The sequence below is a fragment of the Xenorhabdus cabanillasii genome, assembly GCF_003386665.1.
GTDB classification, from domain to species: Bacteria; Pseudomonadota; Gammaproteobacteria; order Enterobacterales; family Enterobacteriaceae; genus Xenorhabdus; species Xenorhabdus cabanillasii.
Window position 1 is genome coordinate 1818347 of record NZ_QTUB01000001.1, and the last position, 15145, is coordinate 1833491.

The 15145-nt window shown below is 47.2% G+C and carries 8 protein-coding genes, 3 tRNA genes and 3 rRNA genes; 12 read left to right on the forward strand and 2 right to left on the reverse strand.

Annotation, left to right across the window (positions count from 1 at the left end; genetic code table 11):
- Window positions 1-74: 74 nt before the first annotated feature.
- The 8 genes from gmhB (at window position 75) to BDD26_RS08655 (ending at window position 7407) form a co-directional block, all read left to right on the forward strand.
- Window positions 75-641 carry a D-glycero-beta-D-manno-heptose 1,7-bisphosphate 7-phosphatase gene (gene gmhB, locus BDD26_RS08620; protein ID WP_115826280.1) on the forward strand — a complete coding sequence of 189 codons (567 nt, stop codon included), beginning with the start codon at window positions 75-77 and terminating at the stop codon, window positions 639-641.
- A 370-nt stretch (window positions 642-1011) separates the two neighbouring features.
- Window positions 1012-2556 (forward strand): 16S ribosomal RNA (locus tag BDD26_RS08625).
- Window positions 2557-2624: 68 nt separating this feature from the next.
- Window positions 2625-2701: transfer RNA gene (locus BDD26_RS08630), tRNA-Ile, on the forward strand.
- A 121-nt stretch (window positions 2702-2822) separates the two neighbouring features.
- Window positions 2823-2898 (forward strand) — tRNA-Ala (locus BDD26_RS08635).
- Between the two features lie 174 nt (window positions 2899-3072).
- Window positions 3073-6092, forward strand: a 23S ribosomal RNA gene (locus tag BDD26_RS08640).
- A 96-nt stretch (window positions 6093-6188) separates the two neighbouring features.
- Window positions 6189-6304, forward strand: a 5S ribosomal RNA gene (gene rrf, locus BDD26_RS08645).
- Together the 16S, 23S and 5S rRNA genes with 3 tRNA genes alongside form the textbook arrangement of a ribosomal RNA operon.
- A 54-nt stretch (window positions 6305-6358) precedes the next feature.
- A tRNA-Asp gene (locus BDD26_RS08650) sits at window positions 6359-6435 on the forward strand.
- 204 nt (window positions 6436-6639) lie between these two features.
- Window positions 6640-7407, forward strand: a complete 768-nt coding sequence (locus tag BDD26_RS08655; protein WP_244922691.1) for an endonuclease/exonuclease/phosphatase family protein — start codon at window positions 6640-6642, stop codon at window positions 7405-7407.
- A gap of 83 nt (window positions 7408-7490) precedes the next feature.
- Here the strand turns inward: BDD26_RS08655 and BDD26_RS08660 are convergent, their stop codons facing one another.
- Window positions 7491-8876: an amino acid permease gene (locus BDD26_RS08660; protein WP_115826285.1), complete on the reverse strand. Its 1386-nt coding sequence runs from the start codon at window positions 8874-8876 to the stop codon at window positions 7491-7493.
- Between the two features lie 184 nt (window positions 8877-9060).
- On the opposite strand from BDD26_RS08660, the gene queE reads away from it, so the two are divergent.
- Window positions 9061-9732, forward strand: a complete 672-nt coding sequence (gene queE / locus BDD26_RS08665) for a 7-carboxy-7-deazaguanine synthase QueE (RefSeq protein WP_038269077.1) — start codon at window positions 9061-9063, stop codon at window positions 9730-9732.
- Window positions 9733-9786: 54 nt separating this feature from the next.
- Here queE and queD read toward each other — a convergent pair whose 3' ends face one another.
- On the reverse strand, window positions 9787-10149 hold the full coding sequence (gene queD, locus BDD26_RS08670; RefSeq protein WP_115826287.1) for a 6-carboxytetrahydropterin synthase QueD: 363 nt from the start codon (window positions 10147-10149) through the stop codon (window positions 9787-9789).
- 276 nt (window positions 10150-10425) lie between these two features.
- On the opposite strand from queD, the gene cysJ reads away from it, so the two are divergent.
- The 3 genes from cysJ to BDD26_RS08685 are packed head-to-tail and all read left to right on the forward strand — an operon-like array spanning window position 10426 to window position 14747.
- A complete protein-coding gene (cysJ, locus tag BDD26_RS08675; RefSeq protein ID WP_115826288.1) occupies window positions 10426-12234 on the forward strand; it encodes an NADPH-dependent assimilatory sulfite reductase flavoprotein subunit in 1809 nt (602 codons plus the stop codon).
- Between the two features lie 51 nt (window positions 12235-12285).
- The gene (cysI, locus tag BDD26_RS08680) at window positions 12286-14016 is read left to right on the forward strand and encodes an assimilatory sulfite reductase (NADPH) hemoprotein subunit (RefSeq protein ID WP_115827521.1); all 1731 of its coding nucleotides are present in this window, start codon (window positions 12286-12288) and stop codon (window positions 14014-14016) included.
- Window positions 14013-14747 carry a phosphoadenosine phosphosulfate reductase gene (locus BDD26_RS08685; RefSeq protein WP_038269087.1) on the forward strand — a complete coding sequence of 245 codons (735 nt, stop codon included), beginning with the start codon at window positions 14013-14015 and terminating at the stop codon, window positions 14745-14747. The genes cysI and BDD26_RS08685 overlap by 4 nt, the downstream gene beginning before the upstream one ends.
- Window positions 14748-15145 lie beyond the last annotated feature (398 nt).

The following is a 15145-nucleotide window of genomic DNA, read 5'->3' on the forward strand; positions in this document are numbered from 1 at the left end:
AATTAAATGCTGCATTCTCATTCACTAACAAATCATGCGATACTGTTTGTTCAGTACATTCTTGGAGCAATCAGGTGACTCAAGGTATTCCCGCCGTATTTTTAGATCGTGACGGCACGATCAACATTGATCATGGGTATGTCCATGAAATAGATAATTTTCAATTTATTGATGGCACGATTGAAGCCATGCTTGAATTGAAAAAAATGGGCTATGCATTGGTATTAGTAACAAATCAATCGGGAATTGCCCGGGAAATGTTCACTGAGAATCAGTTCTTACAATTAACAGAATGGATGGATTGGTCACTTGCGGACCGGGGTGTTGATCTTGATGGTATCTACTATTGTCCACATTATCCAGAAGCAAGTGATGAACACTATAAAAAGAACTGTGATTGTCGCAAACCACAATCAGGAATGTTACTTGATGCACAAAAAGCACTGCATATTAATATGGCAGCTTCTTATATGGTGGGAGACAAAATAGAAGATATGCTAGCAGCAAATGCCGCTAATGTCGGAATTAAGGTGCTCGTACGTACAGGGAAGCCTGTAACACAAGAAGCAGAACAGGCTGCCGATTTGGTCATTAATAGCCTTGCAGAACTGCCAAATGTAATAAAAAATAGGCAAAAATAACTCTTTTGCTTAAATTTTGTTCGATTGGAAAGAAAATTATAAAAAATGCTTGCGTAAATTCGAAGGCTCCCTATAATGCGCATCCGTTGTCACGACAAACACACAAACCAGTCGGGATGACAAGAGTTGAAAGCCGCGAAAATAAAGGCTTGACACGCTGAGAGGAAAGCGTAAGATACGCCACCTCGCAACCCGGAACGAAAGTTCGGTTGCCCATGCTCTTTAACAAATTAATCAGACAATCTGTGTGGGCACTCGCAGGACACGATCAACGCCGCAAGGCGAAAAAGATTCAAGTCTTGAAGAGTGACTGAAACAGTTAATTCATTGCGATACTGAACAGTGGAATTCTTTGAGCATCAAACACTTTTAATTGAAGAGTTTGATCATGGCTCAGATTGAACGCTGGCGGCAGGCCTAACACATGCAAGTCGGGCGGTAACAGGAAAGGGCTTTTGCACTTTTGCTGACGAGCGGCGGACGGGTGAGTAATGTCTGGGGATCTGCCCGGTAGAGGGGGATAACCACTGGAAACGGTGGCTAATACCGCATAACCTCTTTGGAGCAAAGTGGGGGACCTTCGGGCCTCACGCTATCGGATGAACCCAGATGGGATTAGCTAGTAGGTGGGGTAAGGGCTCACCTAGGCGACGATCCCTAGCTGGTCTGAGAGGATGACCAGCCACACTGGGACTGAGACACGGCCCAGACTCCTACGGGAGGCAGCAGTGGGGAATATTGCACAATGGGCGCAAGCCTGATGCAGCCATGCCGCGTGTATGAAGAAGGCCTTCGGGTTGTAAAGTACTTTCAGCGGGGAGGAAGGCGTGAGTCTGAACAGGGCTCACGATTGACGTTACCCGCAGAAGAAGCACCGGCTAACTCCGTGCCAGCAGCCGCGGTAATACGGAGGGTGCAAGCGTTAATCGGAATTACTGGGCGTAAAGCGCACGCAGGCGGCCAATTAAGTTAGATGTGAAATCCCCGGGCTTAACCCGGGAACGGCATCTAAGACTGGTTGGCTGGAGTCTCGTAGAGGGGGGTAGAATTCCACGTGTAGCGGTGAAATGCGTAGAGATGTGGAGGAATACCGGTGGCGAAGGCGGCCCCCTGGACGAAGACTGACGCTCAGGTGCGAAAGCGTGGGGAGCAAACAGGATTAGATACCCTGGTAGTCCACGCCGTAAACGATGTCGATTTGGAGGTTGTGCCCTTGAGGTGTGGCTTCCGGAGCTAACGCGTTAAATCGACCGCCTGGGGAGTACGGTCGCAAGATTAAAACTCAAATGAATTGACGGGGGCCCGCACAAGCGGTGGAGCATGTGGTTTAATTCGATGCAACGCGAAGAACCTTACCTACTCTTGACATCCACGGAATTTGGCAGAGATGCTGAAGTGCCTTCGGGAACCGTGAGACAGGTGCTGCATGGCTGTCGTCAGCTCGTGTTGTGAAATGTTGGGTTAAGTCCCGCAACGAGCGCAACCCTTATCCTTTGTTGCCAGCACGTGATGGTGGGAACTCAAAGGAGACTGCCGGTGATAAACCGGAGGAAGGTGGGGATGACGTCAAGTCATCATGGCCCAGACGAGTAGGGCTACACACGTGCTACAATGGCGGATACAAAGAGAAGCGACCTCGCGAGAGCAAGCGGAACTCATAAAGTCTGTCGTAGTCCGGATTGGAGTCTGCAACTCGACTCCATGAAGTCGGAATCGCTAGTAATCGTAGATCAGCATGCTACGGTGAATACGTTCCCGGGCCTTGTACACACCGCCCGTCACACCATGGGAGTGGGTGGCAAAAGAAGTCGGTAGCTTAACCTGCGGGAGGGCGCTGACCACTTTGTGACTCATGACTGGGGTGAAGTCGTAACAAGGTAACCGTAGGGGAACCTGCGGTTGGATCACCTCCTTAACCGAATGATGGTAACTTGTGAGTGTTCACACAGATTGTCTGATGAAAGAAAGAGACAGTATCGGCACAGGCTTGTAGCTCAGGTGGTTAGAGCGCACCCCTGATAAGGGTGAGGTCGGTGGTTCAAGTCCACTCAGGCCTACCAATTCTGCTTGTCCCTGGATCTTCAGGCGCTGCGTGACTCATGTGCTTACGCACACGGCGTGACCCGCGTTGAAATCTTCGGTGGCTAAGCGAATTGAGCAGGATGCTGATACATGATATCTGGGGCTATAGCTCAGCTGGGAGAGCGCCTGCCTTGCACGCAGGAGGTCAGCGGTTCGATCCCGCTTAGCTCCACCATTTATCTGCTCTTAACCTGATTTCAGAATATATTGAGAATCATCAGTGTATTGTGAAATATTTGCTCTTTAACAATCTGGAACAAGCTGAAAATTTGAAACCATCAATAGGGTCCTTGACGATATTGATGCGTCTCTCAACATACTCCAATTCGAAGACACCTTCGGGTTGTGAGGTTAAGCGACTAAGCGTACACGGTGGATGCCTAGGCAGTCAGAGGCGATGAAGGACGTGCTAATCTGCGAAAAGCGCCGGTGAGCTGATATGAAGCCCTATCAGCCGGCGATGTCCGAATGGGGAAACCCAGTGCAATCCGTTGCACTATCATTCACTGAATCCATAGGTGAATGAGGCGAACCGGGGGAACTGAAACATCTCAGTACCCCGAGGAAAAGAAATCAACCGAGATTCCCCCAGTAGCGGCGAGCGAACGGGGAGCAGCCCAGAGCCATCAACAATATCAGCGCCAGGAGAACGGTCTGGAAAGGCCGGCAGTAAAGGGTGACAGCCCCGTATCCGAAGGCGCCGGTATTGCGAGCTCGAAGAGTAGGGCGGGACACGTGGTATCCTGTCTGAAGATGGGGGGACCATCCTCCAAGGCTAAATACTCCTGACTGACCGATAGTGAACCAGTACCGTGAGGGAAAGGCGAAAAGAACCCCGGCGAGGGGAGTGAAAGAGAACCTGAAACCGTGTACGTACAAGCAGTGGGAGCCCCACCACTAAGCCAGTTTTGGCCAGTGGTGAACTCCGCAACGCATCTTTTGTCTGATGCCGGTTGGCGAAGCGAAGCGCCGCCCAACCGACAAAATCAGGCCGAGGGGGCTTAGTGGTGGGGTGACTGCGTACCTTTTGTATAATGGGTCAGCGACTTATATTCTGTAGCAAGGTTAACCGCATAGGGGAGCCGCAGGGAAACCGAGTCTTAACAGGGCGCGAAGTTGCAGGGTATAGACCCGAAACCCGGTGATCTAGCCATGGGCAGGTTGAAGGTTGGGTAACACTAACTGGAGGACCGAACCGACTAATGTTGAAAAATTAGCGGATGACTTGTGGCTGGGGGTGAAAGGCCAATCAAACCGGGAGATAGCTGGTTCTCCCCGAAAGCTATTTAGGTAGCGCCTCGTGAATTCATCTCCGGGGGTAGAGCACTGTTTCGGCTAGGGGGTCATCCCGACTTACCAACCCGATGCAAACTGCGAATACCGGAGAATGTTATCACGGGAGACACACGGCGGGTGCTAACGTCCGTCGTGGAGAGGGAAACAACCCAGACCGCCAGCTAAGGTCCCCAAGTCATGGTTAAGTGGGAAACGAAGTGGGAAGGCTCAGACAGCCAGGATGTTGGCTTAGAAGCAGCCATCATTTAAAGAAAGCGTAATAGCTCACTGGTCGAGTCGGCCTGCGCGGAAGATGTAACGGGGCTAAACCATGCACCGAAGCTGCGGCAGCGATATGAATATATTGTTGGGTAGGGGAGCGTTCTGTAAGCCGGTGAAGGCGGGTCGTGAGGCCTGCTGGAGGTATCAGAAGTGCGAATGCTGACATAAGTAACGATAAAGCGGGTGAAAAACCCGCTCGCCGGAAGACCAAGGGTTCCTGTCCAACGTTAATCGGGGCAGGGTGAGTCGACCCCTAAGGCGAGGCCGAAAGGCGTAGTCGATGGGAAACAGGTTAATAGTCCTGTACTCGGTGTTACTGCGAAGGGGGGACGGAGAAGGCTAGGCCGGCCGGGCGACGGTTTGTCCCGGTTGAAGCGTGTAGGTGGGGTGACCTGGCAAATCCGGTCATCCATAACACTGAGGCGTGATAACGAGCCACTACGGTGGTGAAGTGGTTGATGCCCTGCTTCCAGGAAAAGCCTCTAAGCATCAGGTAACATTGAATCGTACCCCAAACCGACACAGGTGGTCAGGTAGAGAATACTCAGGCGCTTGAGAGAACTCGGGTGAAGGAACTAGGCAAAATGGTGCCGTAACTTCGGGAGAAGGCACGCTGGCATGAGGTGAAGGGCCGTGCGCCCGGAGCTGAAGCCAGTCGCAGAGACCAGCTGGCTGCAACTGTTTAATAAAAACACAGCACTGTGCCAACACGAAAGTGGACGTATACGGTGTGACGCCTGCCCGGTGCTGGAAGGTTAATTGATGGGGTTAGCGGCAACGCGACGCTCCTGATCGAAGCCCCAGTAAACGGCGGCCGTAACTATAACGGTCCTAAGGTAGCGAAATTCCTTGTCGGGTAAGTTCCGACCTGCACGAATGGCGTAATGATGGCCAGGCTGTCTCCACCCGAGACTCAGTGAAATTGAACTCGCTGTGAAGATGCAGTGTACCCGCGGCAAGACGGAAAGACCCCGTGAACCTTTACTATAGCTTGACACTGAACATGGAGCCTTGATGTGTAGGATAGGTGGGAGGCTTTGAAGTGTGGACGCCAGTCTGCATGGAGCCATCCTTGAAATACCACCCTTGAATGTTTGATGTTCTAACGTGGACCCGTTATCCGGGTTGCGGACAGTGTCTGGTGGGTAGTTTGACTGGGGCGGTCTCCTCCCAAAGCGTAACGGAGGAGCACGAAGGTTGGCTAATCACGGTCGGACATCGTGAGGTTAGTGCAAAGGCATAAGCCAGCTTGACTGCGAGCGTGACGGCGCGAGCAGGTACGAAAGTAGGTCTTAGTGATCCGGTGGTTCTGTATGGAAGGGCCATCGCTCAACGGATAAAAGGTACTCCGGGGATAACAGGCTGATACCGCCCAAGAGTTCATATCGACGGCGGTGTTTGGCACCTCGATGTCGGCTCATCACATCCTGGGGCTGAAGTAGGTCCCAAGGGTACGGCTGTTCGCCGTTTAAAGTGGTACGCGAGCTGGGTTTAGAACGTCGTGAGACAGTTCGGTCCCTATCTGCCGTGGGCGCTGGAAGATTGAAAGGGGCTGCTCCTAGTACGAGAGGACCGGAGTGGACGCACCGCTGGTGTTCGGGTTGTCATGCCAATGGCATTGCCCGGTAGCTACGTGCGGCAGAGATAACCGCTGAAAGCATCTAAGCGGGAAACTTGCCTTAAGATGAGTCTTCCCTTGTCCCTGAGAGGACACATAAGGAACGTTCGAGACGAGGACGTGGATAGGCCGGGTGTGTAAGCGTAGCGATACGTTGAGCTAACCGGTACTAATGCTCCGAGAGGCTTAACCTGACAACACCGAAGGTGTTTTGGGGTTGAGAGACGAAAACAGTTTCAGAGAAAGACAGAGACAGTCATCAGCTTGTTCGGGATTGAAGACAGGATTTGTCTGGCGGCAATAGCGCGGTGGTCCCACCTGACCCCATGCCGAACTCAGCAGTGAAACGCCGGCGCGCCGATGGTAGTGTGGGGTCTCCCCATGTGAGAGTAGGGCACTGCCAGACATTCATTTAAAGATGTTGCTGGTACAAAAGGCAGCATGGAAAAAGCAATTCGGTGGTGCGGTAGTTCAGTTGGTTAGAATACCGGCCTGTCACGCCGGGGGTCGCGGGTTCGAGTCCCGTCCGCACCGCCACCGTATTTAGATAAACCCCTGAGAGAAATCTCAGGGGTTTTTTGCTATTTGCTGAATTTCTTGTGGCAGAAGTTGCAATCAGTTATTGAGATGTCATATTAATGGAGGAAATAGCATTGAGGTAGGTTGGGGGCCACTTGATACGAAATAGTTACGTAAGAAAAATCCGTTCGAAAATAAATCACACGCAAAAAAAACTATGCTGTGAGATATGTTGCCGGACAACCTGTAGAGCGAGTTTTCCCTGTTTCGAAACAGCTAGTTGGAGAAACCTCACGACCACTTGGAGAGCCTCTTCTTGCCGATAATAGCGGATTTTCTGTTGCGATTTGGAATATCCATAAACAGCAACATCCATTATGGCAAAATGTCTTAGCCTCTTTAACTGAGAAGAGTGACCTTATCTTACTGCAAGAAGCACAAACGACACCTGATTTACTGAAGTTTGTCGCAGCTAGTGGTTTGGTTGCAGATCAAGTACCTGCATTTGCTATCCCCCAACATCCGTCAGGTGTAATGACATTAGCTTCTGCTTCCCCCATCTATTGTTGTCCATTACGGGAAAAAGAACCGATAATCAGGCTTTCAAAATCATCACTTATCACAATTTATCCTTTATCTGATGATCGACAATTAATGGTGGTTAATGTACATGCCATCAATTTTAGCTTTGGTATTGATGTTTACAGCCGGCAGTTGAATAACATTGGTATCTATATCAGTATCCATGATGGACCGGTGATATTTGCTGGCGATTTTAATGCATGGAGTCGTCGCCGGTTTAAAGTGCTGGAGCGTTTTGCTCAACGTATGGGATTAAAAGAAGTCTATTTTAATGATGATCACCGAACGATTGTATTTGGTAAACCCTTAGATTTTGTTTTTTACCGTGAGTTAAACGTTCTGAGTGCAACAGTTTTAACGACCGTTGCTTCTGATCACAATCCACTTATAGTCAGGTTTTCGTTATAGAGTACATAGATAATCGACATAGAAAGTCGATAGCAGAAGAGAAGAAAACGCCGGAAGAATACCGGCGCTTTTGAAGGTAAGCTCTATTGGTTAGAAAGATGGGACACGACTATTTTTTTCTTCACACCGAAAAAATACGCGAGGGTTAGAGCAATCACCCAACCTGCTCCTACATATAAGGCGTCCCTTGTCTGATCAAAAAAGCCGAGTAACAAAATGACTGCACTCATGAAAACAATCGTCATTGCAGGAGCTATTGGCCACATTGGTACTGGGAATTTTAAGGTCTTGACCTCTTCTGCACTCATTTTACGACGCATAGCCACATGAGAAAGTAAAATCATCAGCCATACCCAGACTGTTGCGAATGTTGCAACTGACGCAATAAGGATAAAAATATCGTCAGGAAGCAGATAATTGAGCAGCACACCGAGTAGCAGAACAGTAATCATGACCAGAACGGTCATCCACGGAACGCCATTACTGGTCAGTTTTTTGAATGACTCCGGTGCCTGTCCTTCTTGCGCCATGCCATACATCATTCGCCCGGCACCAAAAATATCGCTGTTGATAGCTGAAATAGCAGCAGTAATCACAACAACATTCAGAATATTTGCGGCTGAGCTAATTCCCAAATTAGAAAAAATCTGTACGAATGGGCTTCCGTTCTGACCGATCTGATTCCACGGATAGATGCACATCAGAATACATAAAGTCAGGACATAAAAGATCAAAATACGGAATGGGACAGCATTAATGGCTTTAGGTATTGTTTTTACCGGATCTTTAGCTTCACTGGCAGTAATACCAATAACTTCTATCCCCCCAAAAGCAAACATCACAATGGCAAATGAGGCAATCACACCACTAATGCCATTTGGCATAAAGCCACCATGTTCCCATAAATTGGCGATACCTGTAGTATGTTCAGTCGCTTGACCAAAACCATAGATCATAATTACCAGGCCACCAATGATCATGGCAATAATGGCAGTAACTTTAACGATAGAAAGCCAAAACTCCATTTCACCGAAAATCTTCACATGGCATAGATTTAGCGCACCGATAAAACATACAATACCCAGAACCCAAATCCATTGATCGACATGCGGGAACCAAAGTTTCATATACATGCCGAATGCAGTGATATCAGCGAGGCAAACAAACAGCATTTCAAGAACATAGATCCAGCCAGTCAGGAAACCAGCTAACGGCCCCAGATAATGGCTGGCATACTGTGAAAAGGAACCGGAAACAGGATGGTGAACGGCCATTTCTCCAAGTGCTCTCATCACCATAAATACAGCAGCACCGCCGATTAAATAGGCCAGTAATACAGCAGGGCCTGCTTGCTGAATTGCAGCTGCTGAGCCATAAAACAGCCCTGTGCCTATTGCAGAGCCTAAAGCCATGAAGCGGATATGCCTCACACTTAGGCCCTGTTTAAGCTGATTTTCATTGTTTTGCATTCGTTAATCCCATCTATCTTTCATGCCAGAGAGTATTTTCAGGCATACGCTATTCAGGCATACAATGCCGTGTCTGGCGTCAGATGCCAGTAAAAGCAACCTCGTACCATACCATAAAGATGGATGTTCGCGGGATAGATATCTGTAATAATAACGGGCAGTTTATTAAAACCAGAGTTTTTTTATGATCTACCCAATAAATGAAATGTTCCAGACTTTGCAGGGGGAAGGGGTATTTACCGGTGTTCCTTCTGTTTTCATTCGATTACAAGGATGTCCAGTAGGGTGCAGCTGGTGTGATACCAAACATACTTGGGAAAAAGAGGCTGATAAACAGCAGCCGATGGAAAACATCTTGGTGAAATCGCAGGATAGCGATATATGGGGAGTGGCAACGCCACGGCAATTAATTAATTTATTCACTCGCCAGGGATATACAGCACGTCATGTTGTTATTACTGGTGGAGAGCCGTGCTTGTACGATTTACGTCCCTTAACCGAAACGCTGGAAAGAGAGGGGTACCAGTGTCAGATAGAGACCAGCGGCACGCATGCAATCTATTGTTCTGATAAAACCTGGGTAACAGTTTCACCAAAAGTGAAAATGCGTGGTGGATACAAAGTCTTGCCAGAAGCTATGAAACGGGCAAACGAAGTTAAACATCCTGTTGGTCGGGAGCGCGATATTGAAGCATTAGACGAACTACTAGCCATGCTTAATGAAGATAATGCGCCGGTTATTGCTTTACAGCCTATCAGCCAGAAAGAAGAAGCTACTCGTTTATGTATTGAAACCTGCATTGCCCGTAACTGGCGTTTTTCCATGCAGACACACAAATACTTAAATATCGCCTGATGTGAATTGAATTTTCATATATGCATTCAGCACCAACACCTGGTGCTGAATGTTTTACTCTCCACGATAGATACAACCTGCGCTACAGGTTTCTTTTACCATGACGGCACTGAGTTGTGGCAAAGTGGGTTTTAACTCTCTCCAGATCCATTTGGCCAGAACTTCGCTGGTTGGGTTTTCCAGACCAGGGATCTCATTGAGGTAGTGGTGATCGAGCCGTTCCCAAATTGGTTTGAAAGTAGCTTTTACATCGGCAAAGTCCATGAGCCATCCGCTATGGGGATCAACCTCACCGGTAATTTCCAGACGTACCATAAATGAGTGCCCATGCAGGCGGCCACATTTATGCCCTTCAGGAACATGTGGCAGGCGATGTGCCGCTTCAAATTGAAAATCTTTAAAGATGGTAGTGCTCATAATACTTTTTCCTGATTTCAAAAGGCCGGCTATTCTACCTGAACTTTCGGGCTTAACGTGATTTTTCTGTAGAAATAAAATCCAGTGTTTAACAACTTTATCGATATATTAAATCTGTAAATAAAGTTAGGTAATTTAGTTATTAGATATTGCAAACCTTTCTTTAATTCCAGTGTCAGTTATGGGATAACCTTATGATTAATCCATGTTTATGACGATTATTTATCATGATGATTGTTAATCGTGGATATTGGCTATCGCAAAGGGCACTGGATAATGACCGCAAAACCACCTTCAACTGCATTATTACCTGTTTCTCCGGAACAATTGTCGCGTCTGCAATCTGCGGTCAGTGATTTTTCTCCACATCAATTGGCTTGGTTATCAGGCTATTTTTGGGGAATGTTAAATTCCCAGTCACAAGCCAACGCTGTGGCACCAGCGCCAGCTGTTCCCGAACAGGAAACGGTAACACTGATTTCTGCTTCTCAGACGGGTAATGCCCGTCGTTTGGCGGAACAACTCAGAGATGCCTTACTGGCACAAAAGCTGAATGTGAATTTAGTTAATGCTGGTGATTATAAATTCAAACAGCTCGCAAAAGAACGAGTATTGATTATTATTGCTTCGACACAGGGTGAAGGCGAACCAGCCGAAGAAGCCGTAGCTCTCTATAAATATCTGCACTCCAAAAAAGCAGCTCCGATGAACGAAACGGTTTATGCTGTATTTGGTTTGGGGGATACCTCTTATGAACACTTCTGTCAAGCGGGTAAAGACTTTGATCGCCGCCTGAGTGAATTAGGCGCACAACGGTTATTGGATCGTGTTGATGCTGATGTGGAATATCAGGAAGTGGCAGCCCAGTGGCGTCAACAAATAACGGGTATCTTAAAACAGCGCGTACCGACCTCGGCTGATACAGCTATAGCTACAACTCAAATGAGGGCTACAAGTGAAGTTATCATCAGTCCTTATACCAAAGAAACACCGCTAACTGCCTCTTTGTCAGTTAACCAAAAAATCACAGGTCGTGGCTCTGATAAAGATGTCCGCCACATTGAAATTGATCTGGGAGATTCAGGTTTGCATTATCAACCCGGTGACGCACTGGGTGTTTGGTTTGAAAATGATCCTGAACTGGTGGATGAGCTGCTTGCGTTGCTCTGTCTGGAAGGTAGTGAACCCGTCAATGTGCATGGGAAATCATTGACTCTGCGTGAGGCTTTGAGCAGCCATATTGAACTGACTCAAAATACGGGAGTCATTGTCGAAAAATATGCTGCATTAACCAAAGATGAAAAGTTGCTTGCTTTAGTCACTGATAAACCGACATTGCAGCAATACGCACAAAAAACACCTATTGTGGATATGGTCAGGCAAATAGTCTTGCGTCCTGAAGCCCAACAATTTATCGATATATTGCGCCCACTAACTCCGCGGCTTTACTCCATTTCCTCCTCACAAGATGAAGTCGAAAATGAGGTGCATATCACGGTTGGTGTTGTTCGTTATGACATAGAAGGACGTGCCCGTACTGGAGGGGCATCGGGTTATCTGGCTGATCGATTGCAAGAAGGTGACAGTATCCGTGTTTTTATCGAGCATAACGATAATTTCCGTTTACCTGCTGATCCTCAAACACCAATCATAATGATTGGTCCCGGCACAGGGATTGCACCATTCAGGGCGTTTTTGCAACAACGAGATCATCAGGTCGCCGAAGGTAAAAACTGGTTGTTCTTTGGTAATCCCCATTTTGTAGAAGATTTCTTGTATCAGGTTGAATTACAACGTTATGTCAAAGAGGGGTTATTGACTCGCATTGATTTGGCTTGGTCACGGGATCAACAGCATAAGATTTACGTACAGGACAAATTGCGTGAGCAGGGTGAAGAAATCTGGCGTTGGATCCAGGAAGGCGCACATTTATACGTCTGTGGAGATGCCAATCGTATGGCAAAAGATGTGGAACAGGCATTGCTGGATATCATTTCACAACAAAGTGGTATGGATGCCGAACAGGCCGATGAGTTTTTGAGTGAACTTCGCCTTGAGCGCCGTTATCAGAGGGATGTTTACTAGCGTGGGCAATGAAAAACCGTAAGCAATGAAAACCGACGGGCAATGAAAACAATGAGCAATGAAAAACAAGGTCCTTTAATTGTTGAAGGTAAACAGGCTGACAGTGAACGCATGAAGTTAGAAAGTAACTATTTACGCGGGACAATCAGCGAAGATCTGAAAAACGGGCTGACAGGCGGATTTGAAGGCGATAACTTTCTCCTTATCCGTTTCCACGGTATGTATCAGCAGGATGATCGTGATATTAGGGCGGAACGTGCAGAACAAAAACTGGAACCTCGCCATGCCATAATGCTGCGTTGTCGCTTACCGGGAGGCATTATCACTCCCCGCCAATGGTTGGGTATTGATCAGTTTGCGACAGAGAACACCCTGTATGGCAGTATCCGGTTGACTAATCGGCAGACATTCCAATTTCATGGTATTTTAAAAAACAACCTCAAACCGGTGCATCAATTACTGGCTCAAATGGGGCTGGATTCACTGGCAACGGCCAATGATGTTAACCGTAACGTATTGTGTACCTCAAACCCGGTACAGTCTGCGTTGCATCAGCAGGCTTATGAATGGGCGAAGAAAATATCGGAGCATCTTCTGCCGCGTACTAACGCTTACGCTGAAATCTGGCTGGACAAAGAAAAAATCGCGACAACCGATGAAGAGCCGATCCTTGGTAAAACTTATTTACCGCGTAAATTCAAAACATCAGTTGTGATCCCGCCGCAAAATGATGTTGATCTGCATGCCAACGATATGAACTTCGTTGCTATCGCAGAGAATGATCAGTTGATCGGTTTTAATGTGCTGGTGGGTGGCGGGTTAGCCATGACTCACGGCGATAAGAAAACATTCCCGCGTTTGGCGAGTGAATTTGGTTATATTCCACTAGAGCATACCTTAGCGATTGCTGAAGCCATCGTGACAACACAGCGTGATTGGGGCAACCGAACCGATCGCAAAAATGCCAGAACCAAATATACCCTTGAGCGTGTCGGTGTTGAAACTTTCAAACAAGAAGTTGAAAAGCGTGCAGGCGTCAAATTCGAACCGATCCGTCCTTATGAGTTTACTGGTCGGGGAGATCAAATTGGTTGGTTAAAAGGTATTGATGACCAATGGCACTTAACCTTGTTTATTGAAAATGGCCGCTTACTGGATTACCCGAACAAACCGTTAAAAACCGGGATTGCAGAAATTGCCAAAATCCACAAAGGTGATTTTCGTTTGACCGCGAATCAAAACCTGATTGTGGCAGGCGTGCCGGAGAGTGAAAAAGCACACATTGAAGAAATAGCCCGCTCACATGGCCTGATTGATAACAATGTGACTTCTCTGCGTCACCATTCTATGGCGTGTGTTTCGTTTCCGACATGCCCGCTGGCAATGGCAGAAGCTGAGCGTTTCTTGCCGGCCTTTGTCGATCATGTCGATGCTTTAATGGCAAAACATGGCGTCAGTCACGAACATATCGTTCTGCGTGTTACAGGTTGCCCGAATGGGTGCGGCAGAGCGATGCTGGCAGAAATAGGGCTGGTGGGTAAAGCGCTTGATCGTTATAACCTGCATCTTGGCGGAAATCGCAATGGCAGCCGAATTCCCCGTATGTATCGGGAAAACATCACCTCAGCCGAGATTTTGACGATACTGGACGAATTGATTAGCCGTTGGGCAATAGAACGTAATGAGGATGAAGCTTTTGGGAATTTCCTGATCCGAGCCGACATTATCAAACCAGTATTGAATTCAGCCGTCGATTTTTACGATTGGCAGGAGGCGATATGAACCCGCTCCGCTTATCTGAGCTATTAGTTTTGAATACTGAGCAGCGCACGGAAGCGCTTGCCGAAATAAACCAACAACTGGAATCGCTGGATGCCCGTCAGCGTGTAATCTGGGCATTGGAACACCTGCCCGGTGAATTTGTTCTTTCTTCCAGCTTTGGTATTCAGGCGGCAGTCTGCCTGCATCTGGTCACACAGGAATACCCTGATATCTCCGTTATCCTGACTGATACCGGCTATCTATTCCCGGAAACCTATCGGTTTATTGATAAGCTGACTGACAAACTGACGCTGAACTTAAAAATATTTCGTGCAGAACAGAGCCCGGCCTGGCAGGAAGCGCGTTATGGTAAACTGTGGGAACAGGGAATAGAAGGCATTGAGCGTTATAACCAAATCAATAAAGTAGAACCGATGAACCGCGCATTGAAATCATTACACGCACAAACCTGGTTTGCAGGTTTACGTCGTCAGCAATCGGAAAGCCGTGCTAATTTGCCAGTGCTGGCGGTTCAGCGTGATGTTTTCAAAATACTGCCAATTATTGATTGGGATAACCGCCGTATACATCAATACCTGACCCAACATGGTCTTGAATACCATCCACTGTGGGAAGAAGGTTATCTCTCTGTCGGGGATACCCATACGACGCAAAAATGGGAACCGGGTATGAGCGAAGAACAAACCCGATTTTTTGGCTTGAAGCGTGAGTGTGGTTTGCACGAAGGTTAAGGCAATATTACGAATACTTCTGATTTATCTTGGCTGTGCTTCTTATCAAAAGGGCATAGCTTGCTTTGATGATAACCATGTTGCACTTAATTATGTGAATCTACGAAGAAAGAATGCTAAACGAGCTTGTGGCAAAATAAAAAAATCATAAGTAAAAATGATGATATTAATGTCATGTTTTATTTGTAGTTTGGCGGGAGCATCTAAATAAATCGGTGAAACAGATGTAAGATATGATAATAAACTCCATTTTTATCATTCAGTTTTTAAAAATAGCCCTAAATCGTGATATTTATCACAGAATAAATTCCTTCAAAAACGCGCGGTGAACAATAAAAGAACAGTGATTTTTCCTGAATATTTCGCATGTTGCAATTTTATAACCCATTAAAAAACTT